The sequence below is a fragment of the Saprospiraceae bacterium genome (assembly GCA_016712145.1).
GTDB lineage: Bacteria > Bacteroidota > Bacteroidia > Chitinophagales > Saprospiraceae > Vicinibacter.
On sequence record JADJRO010000001.1, the window covers coordinates 506,763 to 525,194 of the forward strand.

2 protein-coding genes (1 of these 2 cut by a window edge) are annotated in these 18,432 nt (G+C 40.8%); both read right to left on the reverse strand.

Annotation, left to right across the window (positions count from 1 at the left end; all coding sequences use genetic code 11):
• Positions 1–13,566 carry an HYR domain-containing protein gene (locus IPK91_02170; protein MBK8296097.1) on the reverse strand — a complete coding sequence of 4,522 codons (13,566 nt, stop codon included), beginning with the start codon at positions 13,564–13,566 and terminating at the stop codon, positions 1–3.
• Positions 13,532–18,432: the 3' end of a hypothetical protein gene (locus IPK91_02175; GenBank protein MBK8296098.1), read on the reverse strand. Its footprint extends 10,192 nt past the window's final position; the window shows 4,901 of its 15,093 coding nt (coding positions 10,193–15,093); its start codon lies beyond the right edge, outside the window; the stop codon is at positions 13,532–13,534. The genes IPK91_02170 and IPK91_02175 overlap by 35 nt, the downstream gene beginning before the upstream one ends.

The window sequence follows — 18,432 nt, forward strand, 5'->3', positions numbered from 1 at the left end:
TTACTTCATTATCAACAAAGTCTGAACTGACTTTCCTGTATTATTTTTCAATACAATACGATAGACACCGGCAGCACCATTTTTAAATTCATTGGAATTCATAGTTAAGCGTTCAGTGATTTCAGTTATACGCTGCATCCAGACTTTTTCTCCCATTAAATTATAAATTTCAAGCGTGCCATCTTCTACTATTGCATCAAAAACTAATTCAAATACTCCGTAATTTGGATTTGGTACGATGCGGAATGGCAGACCATTTTCAGGATCGTTGGCATTCCGTTCTGGATCATCCGGATCTCCAATCAGTCCTTTATAAATATCGGTATATCCTTGTAAACCTTCCGGACAGGTCTTACATGGCCCCAAATACTCATTAGGTCCCGGATTATTAATCCAGGTTAAATAGTTTACACAGGTCGTGGTACATTTTCCATTTGTACCAATTTTAGCTATGTATACACGATTTGGATTGGTACCACATTTCCAGGTACTCTTGACTTTAGGAAAGATCGGTGGGAATTTACAGTCAGGCTTTCCATCCCCGTCGTTATCCACTTTATCGTCACCACCAGGACAGACATCGCATACATCCCAAACCCCATCGCAGTCGGCATCCTGAGTATTCGATATCGTTACAGTCGCAGTGCAGGTACTTGTATTTCCTGTGACATCTCTTACTTCAACCGTTACTGTGGTTACTTTACTACTTGAACATGTGAAAGTATTTGGAGTTACAGTTTTCTTAGTTATACCACAATTATCCTTTGCAAAAGAAATAACACTGTCAGCTGTAATTGTTTTGGTACCACTTGAAGGCAAGACGATACTTATATTCTTACAAGTCAATTTAGGAGCCAGACCATCTCTGATTTTTAAATCAGCCTCACAGGTATCAGATAATCCGGTAGAGTCAGTTACAGTGAGAATTACTTTTCTGGATGGAATATCATCGCAACCATACACGTAGCGATTTAATTTCATCGATTTAATTCCGCAGTTATCTGTAGAGCCTGCATTGATATTGTTAACTGTAATTGTATAATTTCCAGTTGAATCCAATAGAATAGAATCTCCTTTGCAACGCGCAACCGGCGGTTCAATTTCAAAGATCGTTATGGAAAAAGAACAAGTTGATGTATTGCCACAATTATCTGTAGCGGTCCAAATGATCGTATGAACGCCTACTGGAAGTTGAACTCCAGACAATGTGCTGTTGTTGTTCCAATTATTGCTCACAGTCGATGGATCAAAACAGTCGTCTGTTGCAGTAGCATCCAATTCGTTGTTGATAACTGTATAATGACATTTAGTCGTATCCGCTTTTCTAGACAATGAACTACCAGAAGGACAGATAACCACAGGGCCTAAAGTATCTTCAATCGTAATCACTTGTTTGGTATTTCCAACGGTCGAATTTCCACATTCATCAGTTACTATCCAGGTTCTATAAACTTTTGAAACACAATCGGCAATTGCTGCAGAATCTCTATAAGTAGCGGTTGGATTTTGATCACAGGCATCGCTGATATTGGTAGGATAACCTGTAATATCCGGTACATCATCAAAATCACAAAGTTTAGCATCGCGATATCCCTGGATTTGGAAATTGTCAATATGAAGATCTTTTGGATCTGTATTTGAACCACCTGAATAACGAATCCTTATATAGAATTGAGTTGGATACGAAATTCCAGGTACGGTAGCGGTGCATTCAACCCAGGAACCTGTAGTCAACGCGGTGTTGCTAAACGTAGTCCAATTTGCTGCATCGGTACTCACTTCCATAATTAAATTGGTTGCGCTGCCGGTGCCTTTACGGAATGCCTGAACATATACTTTAAAATTAGTAAAGGCTGCAAGATTTCGTCCTGAAATATTAAACTGCCAATTACCCCCAGAAGAGAAGGAATTTGCAACAGTTAATGCTTTTCCAGCAACTGGATTATTTGCAAAAGCCAAGCCAGCAGATGGAGTACCATTTGTACGCATAAACGGATTGACCGAGTTTGTCATAACCGAAGTAATTCCACTATATAATTTTGGAGCTAATGAAACATACGAATTTCCAAAATTGAAATCGTAATTAACTAATGTTTGTGTTCCTGCATTTGTTCGTTTTGTATAGATGATAATATCATTAGGCATTGTAAATGTAGGAGCCTTATTATCAATTAAGGTAATAGTTTGCACGCAGTCATCAGTACCTCCGCAGCGATCTGTAATCGTCCAGGTTCTGTTGATAATATAATTACCTGAACAAATACCTGGAACTACTTGATCTTGATATGTGATGGTTCCATTATCGCCACAACCATCCAAGCCAGTTGGATTTCCAGTTCTGGAAGGCAATGTTGATTCATCACAATTGATTGTAATATTATTTGGACAAGTAATCTGTGGCGTTGCTAATGGAATTACCGCAAATGTGGCAGAACATGTTTTAGGTGATTCACAACTACTGGTCACTGTGAATTGAACTGTTTTACTTCCTCCACAAACATTCGGTGCGCCGTTGTTATTATTTGCAATGGTCACATTACATCCTCCAGTAGTTTTAATGCTGTTAAGCCAATTCACAAAAGCAGTATCTACATCAAATTGTGTTCTACAACCATTTAAGTTTACATCAATTGGACAAGTTACCGACAAAGGGGATGGTGCTGTGACAGTAAATGTTGCGCTGCAAGTCACAGGATTTTCACATGAGCTGGTAGCAGTAAATATAACAGTTTTTGAACCACCACATGCTGCAGGTGCACCATTATTATTATTTGAAACGTTGGTATTGCAGCCACCAGAAACACTTAATGTTGCCAACCAGTCTGAAAATTTCTGATTGATGCTAGCTTGTGTTTGACAAGCTGCTTCTGTTACGTTGACAGGACAACTCATGGAAACTGCTGGGGCAGTTGTAACTGTGAATACGGAAGTGCATGTTACAGTAGATTGGCAATCAGAGGTGACGGTAAATGTTACTGTTACTGAACCACCGCAAGCACTTGGAGCCCCATTGTTGTTATTAGAAAGTACACTATTGCAACCACCCGTAACAGATGCCGTTGCCAACCAGGCAGCAAACTTTTGATTTATTTGTGCCGTTGTTTGACAAGCTGCTTCAGTTTGATTGTCAGGACAAGTTAAAATAACCTGAGGTGCATTGGTTACTGTAAATATTGCAGAACATGTTTTAGCAGATTCGCAATCTGACGTTACTGTAAATGTTACAGTTGTAGATCCTCCGCATGCTTGTGGAGCACCAACATTATTGTTTGTCAATACAGGATTGCATCCTCCTGAAGTTGAAACCGTTGCCAACCAATTATTAAATTTAGTATTGATTTGCGATTGTGTTTGACAAGCATTTTCAGTCACGTTATTTGGACATGTTAATACAACAGCAGGCGCAGTTGTTACCGTAAATGTGGCTGTACATGATTTAGGAGCTTCACAAGTAGAAGTAACTGTAAAGGTCACAGTAGTACTGCCTCCACAAGCTTGGGGTGCGCCCACATTATTGTTTGAAATACTTGCATTGCATCCACCACTGAAAGTAACCGTATTCAACCAGGTATTAAATTTGGTATTGATACTTGTCTGCGTTTGACAGGAAGCTTCTGTAACATTGTTCGGACAGGTTAATACCACCGGTGAATTTGAAACTACAAAGGAAGCCGTACATGATTTTGGAGCTTCACAATCAGACGTCACCGTAAATGTTACAGTAGTTGAACCACCACATGCATTAGGTGCTCCGGTATTGTTATTAGAAAGTGATCTGTTGCAACCACCCGAACTGGTAGCTGTCGCCAACCAAGTTGCAAATTTAGCATCAATTGTAGCTTGAGATTGACAGGCAATTTCTGTAACATTACTTGCACAATTTAATACAACTGCTGGTGCTGCAGTAACTGCAAATGTTGCTGTACACGTTTTTGGTGCTTCGCAGCTGCTGGTCACTGTAAATGTTACAGTGGTTGAACCACCACAAGCATTAGGTGCACCTGTATTGTTATTTGAAATGCTGGCATTACATCCACCACTGAAACTTACTGTTGCCAACCAAGTATTAAATTGAGAATTGATCTGTGCTTGTGTTTGACAAGCTGCTTCAGTCACATTGTTTGGACACGTCAATACCACTGCAGGAGCAGCAGTTACAGTAAAGCTAGCCGTACAAGATTTTGGAGCTTCACAATCAGATGTCACCGTAAAAGTTACCGTTTTACTTCCACCACAAGCTGGAGGTGCTCCATTATTATTATTAGAGATACTTGCATTGCATCCACCACTAAATGAAACGGAGTTTAACCAATTTGTAAACTTACCGTCTATCTGTGCTTGTGTTTGACAAGCTGCTTCGGTTATATTATTTGGACAAGTTAAAACAACCGCTGGAGCTGCTGTCACTGTAAAGCTTGCAGTACAAGATTTTGGAGCTTCGCAATCTGATGTAACTGTAAAGGTCACCGTTGTAGATCCACCACATGCATTCGGTGCACCTGTATTGTTATTTGTAAATACAGGATTACATCCACCACTTGTAGAAACGGTTGCCAGCCATGCGTTGAACTTTGAATTAATAGTAGCCTGTGTTTGACAATTTGTTTCGGTAACATTTGCTGGACAAGTCAAAATCACAGTTGGAGCAGCCGATACGGTAAATGTAGCAGCGCATGTTCTTGGGGACTCACAATCTGAAGTTACTGTAAACGTCACGGTTGTTGAACCACCGCAATGATTTGGAGCACCTGTATTGTTATTTGTAAATACAGGGTTGCAACCACCTGATGTGGAAACTGTAGCCAACCAATTATTGAATTTGGTATTGATTTGTGCTTGAGTCTGACAAGCAGTTTCTGTTACATTGGTAGGACAAGTTAAAACAACTGATGGAGCAGCAGTTACGGTAAAGCTTGCAACACAAGTTTTAGTTGTTTCACAATCAGAAGTTACGGAAAACGTAACGGAAGTCGTACCACCGCATGCAAGAGGAGCGCCCGTATTATTATTAGTTAAAACAGGATTGCAACCACCTGAAGTGGTTACAGTTGCTAACCAATTATTGAATTTCGTATTTATTTGTGATTGAGTTTGGCAAGCAGCTTCTGTCACGTTATTTGGACAATTCAATACAACTGCAGTTGCATTGGATACGGTAAATGTCGCTGAACATGTTTTAGGAGCTTCGCAGGATGAAGTAACCGTAAAGATGACTGTAGCAATTCCTCCACATTTATTCGGAGCACCGGTATTGTTGTTAGTTAAAACGGAATTACAACCTCCAGAACTTGTAACAGTTGCCAACCATGCATTAAACTTCGAATCAATTTGACTTTGTGTTTGACAAGCATTTTCAGTTACATTATTCGGACAGGTTAATACCACCGGTGAACTCTGAACAGTAAATGATGCAGTGCATGTTTTAGGAGCTTCACAATCCGAAGTCACCGTAAATGTTACAGTAGTTGAACCACCACATGCATTTGGAGCTCCTGTATTGGTATTTGTTAAAACACCATTACATCCTCCTGAAAACGAAGCCGTATTTAACCAATTGGCAAATTTAGAATCAATTTGGGCTTGAGTTTGACAAGCTATTTCTGTTACATTATTTGCACAAGTTAAGACAACTGATGAAGCGGAAGTGACAGTAAATGTTGCAGTACAAGATTTAGGAGCTTCACAATCTGAAGTTACTGTAAATGTGACTGTTTTAGAGCCACCACAAGCAAGAGGAGCACCTGTATTGTTGTTAGCAATACTGGCATTACAACCACCACTGAAACTAACAGTTGCTAACCAATTTGTGAATTTTGTATCTATTTGACTTTGTGTTTGGCAAGCAGCTTCAGTTACATTATTTGGACAAGTTAATACAACTACTGGTGCTGTTGTAACTGCAAACGTTGCAGTACAAGTCTTTGGAGCTTCACAATCTGATGTAACGGTAAATGTCACAGTCTTCGATCCTCCACAAGCCAAAGGTGCACCGGTATTATTATTCGCAATACTTGCATTACAACCACCACTAAATGATACGGTAGCAAGCCAGCTTGTAAATTTAGAATCTATTTGAGACTGAGTTTGACAAGCTGCTTCAGTCACATTATTTGGACATGTCAAGACTACTGCTGGTGCTGAAGTTACAGCAAAAGAAGCAGTACATGTTTTTGGTGCTTCACAATCTGAAGTAACAGTAAATGTAACTGTTGTAGAACCACCACATGCGTTTGGTGCCCCTGTATTGTTATTAGTAAATACAGGATTACAGCCACCACTCGTTGACACGGTAGCCAACCAAGCATTGAATTTGGAATTAATTTGTGATTGGGTTTGACATGGACCCTCTGTTACGTTACTTGGACAAGTTAATACTACAGGAGACGCCGCTGTTACTGTAAATGAAGCGCTGCATGTTTTTGGTGCTTCACAATCGGATGTTACGGTAAACGTTACCGTTGTTGATCCACCACAGGCTTGGGGAGCTCCTGTATTATTATTTGTTAATACAGAATTACAACCTCCGCTTGGTGAAACCGTAGCTAACCATGCATTACATTTTGAATTGATTTGAGCGGGTGTCTGACATTCATTTTCAGTAACATTGGTTGGGCATGTTAATGTAACGGATGTAGCATTACTCACAGTAAACGTGGCTACACAGGTTCTTGGCGATTCACAATCAGAGGTAACGGTAAATGTAACTGAAGTTGATCCACCACAATGATCTGGAGCTGTTCCGCCACTGTTTGTCAATACACCGTTACAACCACCGCTAAAAGTTGCAGTTGCTAACCAATTATTAAATTTCGTATTAATGGCACTCTGTGTTTGGCAAGCTGCTTCTGTAACATTGGTAGGACAATTTATAACCACTGCAGTTGCATTTGAAACGGTAAATGTAGCAACACAGGTTTTTGGTGATTCACAATCTGACGTAACTGTAAATGTGACGGATGCAGAACCTCCGCAATGATTTGGTGCTCCATTGTTATTATTTGTCAACACAGAATTACAACCACCAGAAGTACTCACAGTTCCTAACCATGCTGCAAACTTTGAATCTATCTGACTTTGTGTTTGACATGCATTTTCAGTTACATTATTTGGACAGGTTAAAACAACCGGTGAACTTTGAACTGTAAATGATGCAGTGCATGTTTTAGAAGCTTCACAATCCGATGTCACTGTAAAGGTCACCGTTGTAGATCCACCACATGCATTTGGAGCACCGGCATTATTATTATTCAAAACGCCATTACATCCACCAGTAAAGTTTGTAGTATTTAACCAAGCTGTAAACTTCGAATCAATTTGAGCTTGCGTTTGACATGCATTTTCAGTTACATTGTTAGCACAGGTTAACACAACTGCAGTCGCAGCAGAAACTGTAAACGTTGCTGTACAGGATTTGGGTGCTTCACAATCTGAAGTAACAGTAAACACCACATTTGCAACACCACCACATGCAGGCGGTGCCCCTACATTATTATTAGATATTGTTGCATTGCAACCACCACTGAAACTCACGGTAGCCAACCAATTCGTAAAACTTGTATTGATTTGACTTTGAGTTTGACAAGCCGGTTCGGTAACATTATTTGGACACGTTAATATAACCCCAGGTGCTGCTGTTACAGTAAACGTTGCAGTACAAGTCTTTGGCGCTTCACAATCAGAAGTTACTGTAAATGTTACAGTTTTCGATCCACCACATGCCAATGGAGCTCCAGTATTATTATTTGCAATGCTTGCATTACAACCACCGCTAAATGAAACGGTAGCAAGCCAGTTTGTAAATTTAGTATCTATTTGTCCTTGTGTTTGACATGGACCTTCCGTTACATTATTAGGACAAGTCAATACTACTGCCGGCGCTGCAGTCACAGCAAATGAAGCAGTACATGTTTTAGGAGCTTCACAATCTGATGTTACGGTAAATGTAACAGTCGCTGAACCTCCACAAGCATTTGGTGCTCCTGTATTATTATTGGTAAAAACAGGATTGCAGCCTCCGCTTGTTGACACAGTAGCCAACCATGCATTGAATTTGGAATTAATTTGTGATTGGGTCTGACATGGACCCTCCGTAACATTGTTTGGACAAGTCAACACTACAGTAGGAGCCGCAGTAACTGTAAAGCTTGCTGCACACGTCTTTGGTGCTTCGCAATCGGAGGTCACTGTAAATGTAACTGTAGTTGAACCACCACATGCATTCGGTGCGCCTGTATTATTATTGGTAAACATTGGATTGCAACCACCGCTTGTCGAAACAGTAGCTAGCCATGCATTGAATTTAGAATTAATTTGACTTTGTGTTTGACATGCATTTTCTGTTGCATTTGTTGGGCAAGTAAGCACAACGGCTGTTGCATTGCTTACTGTAAATGTAGCTACACAAGTTTTAGGTGCTTCGCAATCTGATGTAACCGTAAATGTCACTGATGTTGAACCTCCACAATGATCAGGTGCTGAACCTCCACTGTTTGTCAATACACCATTACAACCACCACTAAAAGTTGCAGTTGCTAACCAATTAGTAAATTTAGTATTAATAGAAGTCTGTGTTTGGCAAGCGGCTTCAGTAGTATTTGCTGGACAATTTAATACGACCGCAGTTGCATTTGAAACAGTAAATGTAGCAACACAGGTTTTAGGAGATTCACAATCTGAAGTAACCGTAAAAGTAACAGATGCAGAGCCTCCACAATGATTCGGTGCGCTTCCACCACTATTAGTAAGTACGGCATTGCAACCACCTCCAAAACTTGCAGTTGTTAACCAGTTTGAAAATTTAGAATCTATTTGAGCCTGTGTTTGACAAGCTGCTTCAGTCACATTATTAGGACATGTAATTGAAACGCCCGGTGCTGCTGTAACAGCAAATGTTGCAACACATGTTTTAGGTGCTTCGCAATCTGAGGTAACTGTAAAAGTTACTGTTGTTGAACCACCACAATGATCTGGTGCAGAACCGCCACTATTAGTCAAAACCCCATTGCATCCGCCTGTAAACGTTGTTGTTGAAATCCAATTATTAAATTTCGTATTGATATCAGCTTGTGTTTGACAAGCAGTTTCCGTTACATTATTTGCACAAGTCAATACAACGGGTGAACTCTGAACTGTAAATGTTGCTACACATGTTTTAGGAGCTTCACAATCTGATGTAACCGTAAACGTTACACTTGCTGTACCACCACAAGCAGGAGGTGCACCTGTACTATTGTTTGTAAATACACTGTTGCAACCGCCGGTTGCAGTTGCAGTTGAAATCCATGTATTAAATTTATTATTAATTGTTGTTTGCGATTGGCAAGCTAACTCCGTTGCGTTCGTTGGGCAAGTTAAAACAACCAAAGGTGCAGCAGTAACGGTAAATGTAGCTACACAAGTTTTATTTGGTTCGCAATCAGATGTAACCGTAAAAGTAACTGAAGTAGAACCACCACATGCAAGCGGAGCTCCTGTATTGTTATTATTAATAGTTGAATTACAACCACCGGAAAAACTAACTGTGTTTAACCAATTATTGAATTTAGTATCGATTTGGCCTTGAGTTTGGCATGGAGCTTCTGTAACATTGTTAGGACAAGTTAATACAACTGGTGGAGCATCGTTTACTACAAAAGATGCTGTACATGTTTTTGGAACATCACAGTCAGAAGTAACAGTAAAAGTAATTGTAGTGCCACCTCCACAATGATTAGGAGCGCCTGTTCCATTATTTGTTAAAACAGGATTGCAACCACCACTTGTTGTAACTGAATTAATCCAGTTATTAAATTTGGTATTAATATCTGCTTGTGTTTGACAAGCAACTTCCGTCACATTATTTGGACAGGTTAAAACAATTGGTGTTGCTGCAGTTACGGTAAATGTTGCTACACAGGTTTTGGGTGCTTCGCAGTCTGATGTAACGGTAAATGTCACACTTGCAGTTCCACCACAATGATCTGGAGCCGCACCGGCATTATTGGTTAAAATTCCATTACAGCCTCCTGTAAAACTTGCAGTACCTAACCACGTATTGAACTTAGAATTAATCTGCGCCTGGGTTTGACAAGCTGCCTCTGTAACATTTGCTGGACAATTTAAAACAATAGGAACATCATCTAAAACTGTAAATGTTGCTACGCATGTTTTCGGAGTTTCACAATCTGATGTAACCGTAAATGTTACATTTGTAGTTCCACCACAATGATCTGGTGCAGCGCCTCCGCTATTAGTCAAAACTCCATTACAACCACCCGTGAAACTTCCAGTTGCTAACCAAGCATTGAATTTATTATTGATCTGAGTTTGTGTTTGGCATGCGACTTCAGTTGCATTCGTTGGACAAGTCAAAACAACTGCTGGTGCATTCGTAACTGTAAATGTTGCAACGCATGTTTTTGGTGCTTCACAATCAGAAGTTACTGTAAATGTAACTGAAGAGGTTCCTCCACAATGATCAGGAGCTGTACCACCGCTATTTGTTAACACACCGTTACAGCCGCCACCAAAAGTTGCCGTAGCTAACCATGTTGTAAATTTATTATCAATTTGAGCCTGCGTTTGACAGGCTGCTTCAGTTACATTATTCGGACAAGTTATCGTTACGCCTGGCGCTGCTGTGACTGCAAAACTTGCAATACAAGTTTTTGGAGCCTCACAATCTGAGGTAACAGTAAAGGTTACATTCGTAGTTCCACCGCAATGATCTGGTGCGGCTCCAGCATTATTTGTTAAAATTCCATTACAACCACCACTGAAACTAGCAGTAGCTAACCAGTTATTGAATTTGGTATTAATGTCTGTTTGTGTTTGACATGCATTTTCTGTTACATTATTTGCACAAGTCAATACTACCGGTGAACTCTGTACAGTAAATGTTGCTACACAGGTTTTTGGTGCTTCACAATCTGAAGTAACAGTAAATGTTACACTCGCTGTTCCTCCGCAGGCTGGGGGAGCACCTGTATTGTTATTTGTACGAATACTGTTGCAGCCACCACTGTGCATAGTTGTGGCTAACCAATTCGTAAACTTGGTATTGATTGCTGTTTGTGTTTGACATGCAGCTTCCGTTACATTACTTGGACAAGTCAAAACAACTGCAGGTGCATTGGTAACGGTGAATGTTGCAACGCATGTTTTTGGTGCTTCACAATCTGAGGTTACGGTAAATGTTACACTGGTTGATCCACCACAAGCTAGCGGTGCTGTACCTCCACTATTGGTCAATACGCCATTGCATCCACCTGTAAAGTTTGCTGTAGCTACCCAGTTGTTGAATTTGGTATTGATGTCAGTTTGTGATTGACATGCATTCTCAGTTACGTTTGCTGGACAGTTTAATACCACTGCAGGTGCATTCGTAACGGTGAATGTTGCTACACAGGTTTTCGGTGCTTCACAATCCGATGTTACGGTAAAAGTTACACTTGCAGTTCCTCCACAATGATTTGGAGCGGCACCGGCATTGTTTGTAAGAACGCCATTGCATCCGCCCGTGAAACTTGCAGTACCTAACCAGGCATTGAATTTATTGTTGATGTCCGTTTGTGATTGACATGCATTCTCTGTTGCATTTGTAGGACAGGTTAATACCACCACTGGTGCATTCGTTACGGTGAATGTTGCTACACAGGTTTTCGGTGCTTCGCAATCGGATGTCACGGTAAACGTTACACTTGCAGTTCCACCGCAATGATCTGGAGCGGCGCCGGCATTATTGGTTAAAATTCCATTGCATCCGCCGCTGAAACTTGCAGTACCTAACCATGCATTGAATTTATTGTTGATGTCAGTTTGTGATTGACATGCATTTTCTGTTGCATTTGTTGGACAGGTTAATACAACAACCGGTGCATTGGTTACGGTAAATGTTGCTACACATGTTTTTGGTGCTTCACAATCGGATGTAACCGTAAATGTTACACTTGTAGTTCCACCACAATGATCTGGTGCAGCGCCTCCGCTATTCGTCAACACACCATTACAACCACCCGTGAAACTTGCAGTACCTAACCAGGCATTGAATTTATTGTTGATATCTGTTTGTGATTGACATGCATTCTCGGTTGCATTTGTCGGACAAGTCAATACAATTGGGGTATCATCGATAACAGTAAATGTTGCAACGCATGTTTTTGGTGCTTCACAATCTGATGTTACTGTAAACGTTACACTTGCAGTTCCTCCGCAATGATCCGGTGCACCACTATTATTATTAGTCAACACACCGTTGCATCCACCTGTGAAACTTGCAGTGCCTAACCAAGCATTGAATTTATTGTTGATGTCTGTTTGTGATTGACATGCTAATTCTGTTGTATTTGTAGGGCAGGTTAATACGATTGGTGTATCATCAATCACAGTAAATGTCGCAACACACGTTACTGGTGCTTCGCAATCCGATGTAACGGTAAATGTTACACTTGCAGTTCCACCGCAATGATCTGGTGCGGCTCCGGCATTATTTGTTAAAATTCCATTACAACCACCACTGAAACTAGCAGTAGCTAACCAGTTATTGAATTTGGTATTAATGTCTGTTTGTGTTTGACATGCATTTTCTGTTACATTATTTGCACAGGTCAATACTACCGGTGAACTCTGTACAGTAAATGTTGCTACACAGGTTTTTGGTGCTTCACAATCTGAAGTAACAGTAAATGTTACACTCGCTGTTCCTCCGCAGGCTGGGGGAGCACCTGTATTGTTATTTGTACGAATACTGTTGCAGCCACCACTGTGCATAGCTGTGGCTAACCAATTCGTAAACTTGGTATTGATTGCTGTTTGTGTTTGACATGCAGCTTCCGTTACATTACTTGGACAAGTCAAAACAACTGCAGGTGCATTGGTAACGGTGAATGTTGCAACGCATGTTTTTGGTGCTTCACAATCTGAGGTTACGGTAAATGTTACACTGGTTGATCCACCACAAGCTAGCGGTGCTGTACCTCCACTATTGGTCAATACGCCATTGCATCCACCTGTAAAGTTTGCTGTAGCTACCCAGTTGTTGAATTTGGTATTGATGTCAGTTTGTGATTGACATGCATTCTCAGTTACGTTTGCTGGACAGTTTAATACCACTGCAGGTGCATTCGTAACGGTGAATGTTGCTACACAGGTTTTCGGTGCTTCACAATCCGATGTTACGGTAAAAGTTACACTTGCAGTTCCTCCACAATGATTTGGAGCGGCACCGGCATTGTTTGTAAGAACGCCATTGCATCCGCCCGTGAAACTTGCAGTACCTAACCAGGCATTGAATTTATTGTTGATGTCCGTTTGTGATTGACATGCATTCTCTGTTGCATTTGTAGGACAGGTTAATACCACCACTGGTGCATTCGTTACGGTGAATGTTGCTACACAGGTTTTCGGTGCTTCGCAATCGGATGTCACGGTAAACGTTACACTTGCAGTTCCACCGCAATGATCTGGAGCGGCGCCGGCATTATTGGTTAAAATTCCATTGCATCCGCCGCTGAAACTTGCAGTACCTAACCATGCATTGAATTTATTGTTGATGTCAGTTTGTGATTGACATGCATTTTTCTGTTGCATTTGTTGGAGAGGTTAATACAACAACCGGTGCATTGGTTACGGTAAATGTTGCTACACAGGTCTTTGGTGCTTCACAATCGGATGTAACGGTAAATGTTACACTGGCTGTTCCACCACAATGATCCGGTGCGGAGCCTCCGCTATTCGTCAACACACCATTACAACCACCCGTGAAACTTGCAGTACCTAACCAGGCATTGAATTTATTGTTGATATCTGTTTGTGATTGACATGCATTCTCGGTTGCATTTGTCGGACAAGTCAATACAATTGGGGTATCATCGATAACAGTAAATGTTGCAACGCATGTTTTTGGTGCTTCACAATCTGATGTTACTGTAAACGTTACACTTGCAGTTCCTCCGCAATGATCAGGTGCACCACTATTATTATTAGTCAACACACCGTTGCATCCACCTGTGAAACTTGCAGTGCCTAACCAAGCATTGAATTTATTATTTATGTCTGTTTGTGATTGACAAGCTAATTCTGTTGTATTTGTAGGGCAGGTTAATACAACCGTAGGTGCATCTTGAACTGTAAATGTTGCAACACACGTTACTGGTGCTTCACAATCCGATGTAACGGTAAATGTTACACTTGCAGTTCCACCGCAATGATCTGGTGCGGCTCCGGCATTATTTGTTAAAATTCCATTACAACCTCCACTGAAGCTTGCAGTAGCTAACCAGTTATTGAATTTGGTATTGATTGCAGTTTGTGTTTGACATGCAGTTTCTGTTACATTATTTGCACATGTCAATACTACCGGTGAACTCTGTACAGTAAATGTAGCTACACACGTTTTTGGTGCTTCACAATCTGATGTAACAGTAAATGTTACACTCGCTGTTCCGCCGCAGGCTGGGGGAGCACCTGTATTGTTATTTGTACGTACACTGTTGCAGCCACCACTGTGCATAGCTGTGGCTAACCAATTCGTAAACTTGGTATTGATTGCTGTTTGTGTTTGACATGCAGCTTCCGTTACATTACTTGGACAAGTCAATACTACTGCAGGTGCATTGGTAACAGTGAATGTTGCAACGCATGTTTTTGGTGCTTCACAATCTGAGGTTACGGTAAATGTTACACTGGTTGATCCACCACAAGCTAGCGGTGCTGTACCTCCACTATTGGTCAATACGCCATTGCAGCCACCTGTAAAGTTTGCAGTTGCTACCCAGTTGTTGAATTTGGTATTGATGTCTGTTTGTGATTGACATGCATTCTCAGTTACGTTTGCTGGACAGTTTAATACCACAGCCGGTGCATTCGTAACGGTGAATGTTGCTACACATGTTTTTGGTGCTTCACAATCCGATGTTACGGTAAATGTTACACTTGCAGTTCCTCCACAATGATTAGGTGCTGTACCGGCATTGTTTGTAAGAATGCCATTGCATCCGCCGCTGAAACTTGCAGTACCTAACCAGGCATTGAATTTATTGTTGATGTCCGTTTGTGATTGACATGCATTCTCTGTTGCATTTGTAGGACAGGTTAATACCACCACTGGTGCATTCGTTACGGTGAATGTTGCTACACAGGTTTTCGGTGCTTCGCAATCGGATGTCACGGTAAACGTTACACTTGCCGTTCCACCGCAATGATCTGGAGCGGCGCCGGCATTATTTGTTAAAATTCCATTGCATCCGCCGCTGAAACTTGCAGTACCTAACCATGCATTGAATTTATTGTTGATGTCAGTTTGTGATTGACATGCATTTTCTGTTGCATTAGCTGGACAGGTTAATACAACAACCGGTGCATTGGTTACGGTAAATGTTGCTACACATGTTTTTGGTGCTTCACAATCGGATGTAACCGTAAAAGTTACACTGGCAGTTCCACCACAATGATCCGGTGCGGAGCCTCCGCTATTCGTCAACACACCATTACAACCTCCTGTAAAGCTTGCAGTTGCCAACCAGTTATTGAATTTTGTATTGATGTTTGTTTGAGATTGACATGCATTCTCGGTTGCATTTGTCGGACAAGTCAATACAATTGGGGTATCATCGATAACAGTAAATGTTGCAACGCATGTTTTTGGTGCTTCACAATCTGATGTTACTGTAAACGTTACACTTGCTGTTCCCCCGCAATGATCCGGTGCTCCACTATTATTATTAGTCAACACACCGTTGCATCCACCAGTGAAACTTGCAGTGCCTAACCAAGCATTGAATTTATTGTTGATGTCTGTTTGTGATTGACATGCTAATTCGCTTGTATTAGTTGGGCATGTTAATACAACCGTAGGTGCATCTTGAACTGTAAATGTTGCAACACACGTTACTGGTGCTTCGCAATCCGATGTAACGGTAAATGTTACAGAACGACTTCCACCGCAATGATTTGGTGCGGATCCACCACTATTTGTCAGAACCCCATTGCAACCCCCAGTAAAGTTAGCAGTGGCTAACCAATTAGAAAATTTAGAATCAATGGTTGCTTGAGACTGACATGAAAGTTCAGTTGTATTTGATGGACAATTTAAAATAACTGCTGGAGCATTTGTAACTGTGAACGTAGCAACACATGTAACTGGAGCTTCACATGTAGAAGTAACTGTAAATGTTACGGATCGTGAACCTCCGCAATGATTTGGAGCAGCACCTCCACTATTAGTTAAAACACCACTACAACCACCTGTGAAACTTGCTGTTGTCAACCAGGAATTAAATTTATTATCAATTGTAGTTTGAGACTGACATTCAAGTTCGGTTACATTATTTGCACAAGTCAATATTACCGGTGATGATTCAACTGTAAATGTTGCCACACATGTTTTTGGCGCTTCACAATCTGACGTAACTGTAAATGTCACACTTGCAGTACCACCGCAAGCAAGTGGAGCACCTGTATTATTGTTTGTCAATACAGAAGCACATCCACCACTAAAAGTTGCGGTAGCGAGCCAATTTGTAAATTTCGTATTGATTGCAGTTTGTGTTTGGCAGGCTGCTTCAGTTACATTGGCCGGACAATTTAATACCACAGCCGGTGCATCGGTAACAGTAAATGTGCGTACACATGATTTTGGAGATTCACAATCGGACGTTACGGTAAATGTTACACTGGCAGTTCCACCACAAGCAAGTGGTGCACCTGTATTGTTATTAGTTAAAACACTGTTACAACCTCCAGTAAAAGACATGGTTGCCAACCAATTATTAAATTTTGTATTAATTGTTGATTGAGATTGACAAGCTGCTTCTGTCACATTATTTGGACAAGTTAAAACTACTGCGGGAGCAGGATCAACTGTAAAGAAAGCCTCACATGTTTTAGGAGCTTCGCAATCTGATGTTACTGTAAATGTAACTGCAACTGTAGAGCCTCCACATCGATTTGGAGGAGCAGGTGCATTGTTGGTCATCACACCATTACATCCTCCTGTAAAGGTGGCTGAAGCAATCCAATTATTATACTTGGTATCGATATCAGTTTGAGATTGGCAGGCAGCTTCTGTTCTATTAGATGGACAAGTCAAAACGACAGCGGGTGCATCACTTACGGTAAATGTAGCCACACACGTTTTTGGTGCTTCACAATCTGATGTCACAGTAAAAGTAACTGATCGTGATCCACCACAACGATCCGGCGCAGTACCGCCACTATTGGTCAATACACCATTACATCCTCCTGTAAAATTTGCAGTTGCTAACCAGGCATTAAACTTATTATTTATATCTGTTTGAGTCTGACATGAATTTTCAGTAACATTTGAAGGACAGTTTAATACAACTATAGGTGCATTGGTAACAGTAAATGTTGCAACACAGGTTCTATTGGGTTCACAATCAGAAGTAACTGTAAATGTTACAGATTTAGATCCACCACAAGCCATGGGTGCACCTGAATTATTATTTGTATAAACTGGATTGCAGCCACCTGAATAACTAAATGTATTAATCCAATTTGAAAATTTGGAATCAATCGTTGCTTGCGTTTGACAAGCAGCTTCCGTTACATTGGAAGGACAAGTCAAACTAATTACTGGAGCATTTTGCACAGTAAATGTAGCAACACAGGTTTTTGAAGATTCACAATCAGATGTAACCGTAAATGTTACAGATTTCGATCCTCCGCATGCTGAAGGAGCTCCACTGTTATTATTTGTAGTAATAGGATTGCAACCACCGGTTACAGAAACAGAACTCAACCAATTTGCAAACTTAGAATCAATAGTCGCTTGTGACTGACATGATAGTTCAGTTGTATTACTTGGGCAGGTTAATACAACTGGAGGTGCAGTTGTTACAGTAAAACTCGCAACGCATGTTCGAGTGGTTTCACAATCAGAAGTAACGGTAAAAGTTACAGATGTTGTACCGCCACATGCTAATGGAGCACCTGTATTATTATTCGTTAAAACTGGATTACATCCACCTGTAAGTGAAACCGTACTCAACCACGCATTAAATTTTGAATTAATAGTTGATTGTGATTGACATTCAAGTTCTGTTGTATTAGATGGACATGTTAAAACAACCGGAGGTGCATTCGTAACAGTAAATGTTGCTACACAAGTTTTAGGCGACTCGCAATCTGATGTCACTGTAAATGTAACACTGGTAGAGCCACCACAAGCTAAAGGTGCAGTACCGCCACTGTTTGTTAAAACACCACTACAACCACCGCTAAAGTTTGCAGTTGTAATCCAAGTATTAAATTTAGAATTAATTGAAGCCTGGGTTTGACAAGGATTTTCAGTTACGTTTGCTGGACAGTTTAGTACAACTGCCGGTGCATTGGTTACTGTAAATGTTCTTACACAAGTTTTTGGAGATTCACAATCTGAAGTTACTGTAAAGGTTACACTGGCCGTTCCACCACAAGCAAGCGGTGCACCCGTAT

What these genes read in the sequence shown, in the direction of transcription:
- IPK91_02170 (MBK8296097.1), bottom strand. Translation starts at nt 13,566, where the DNA reads ATGCAACAGAAAAATGCATGTCAATCACAAACTGACATCAACAATAAA.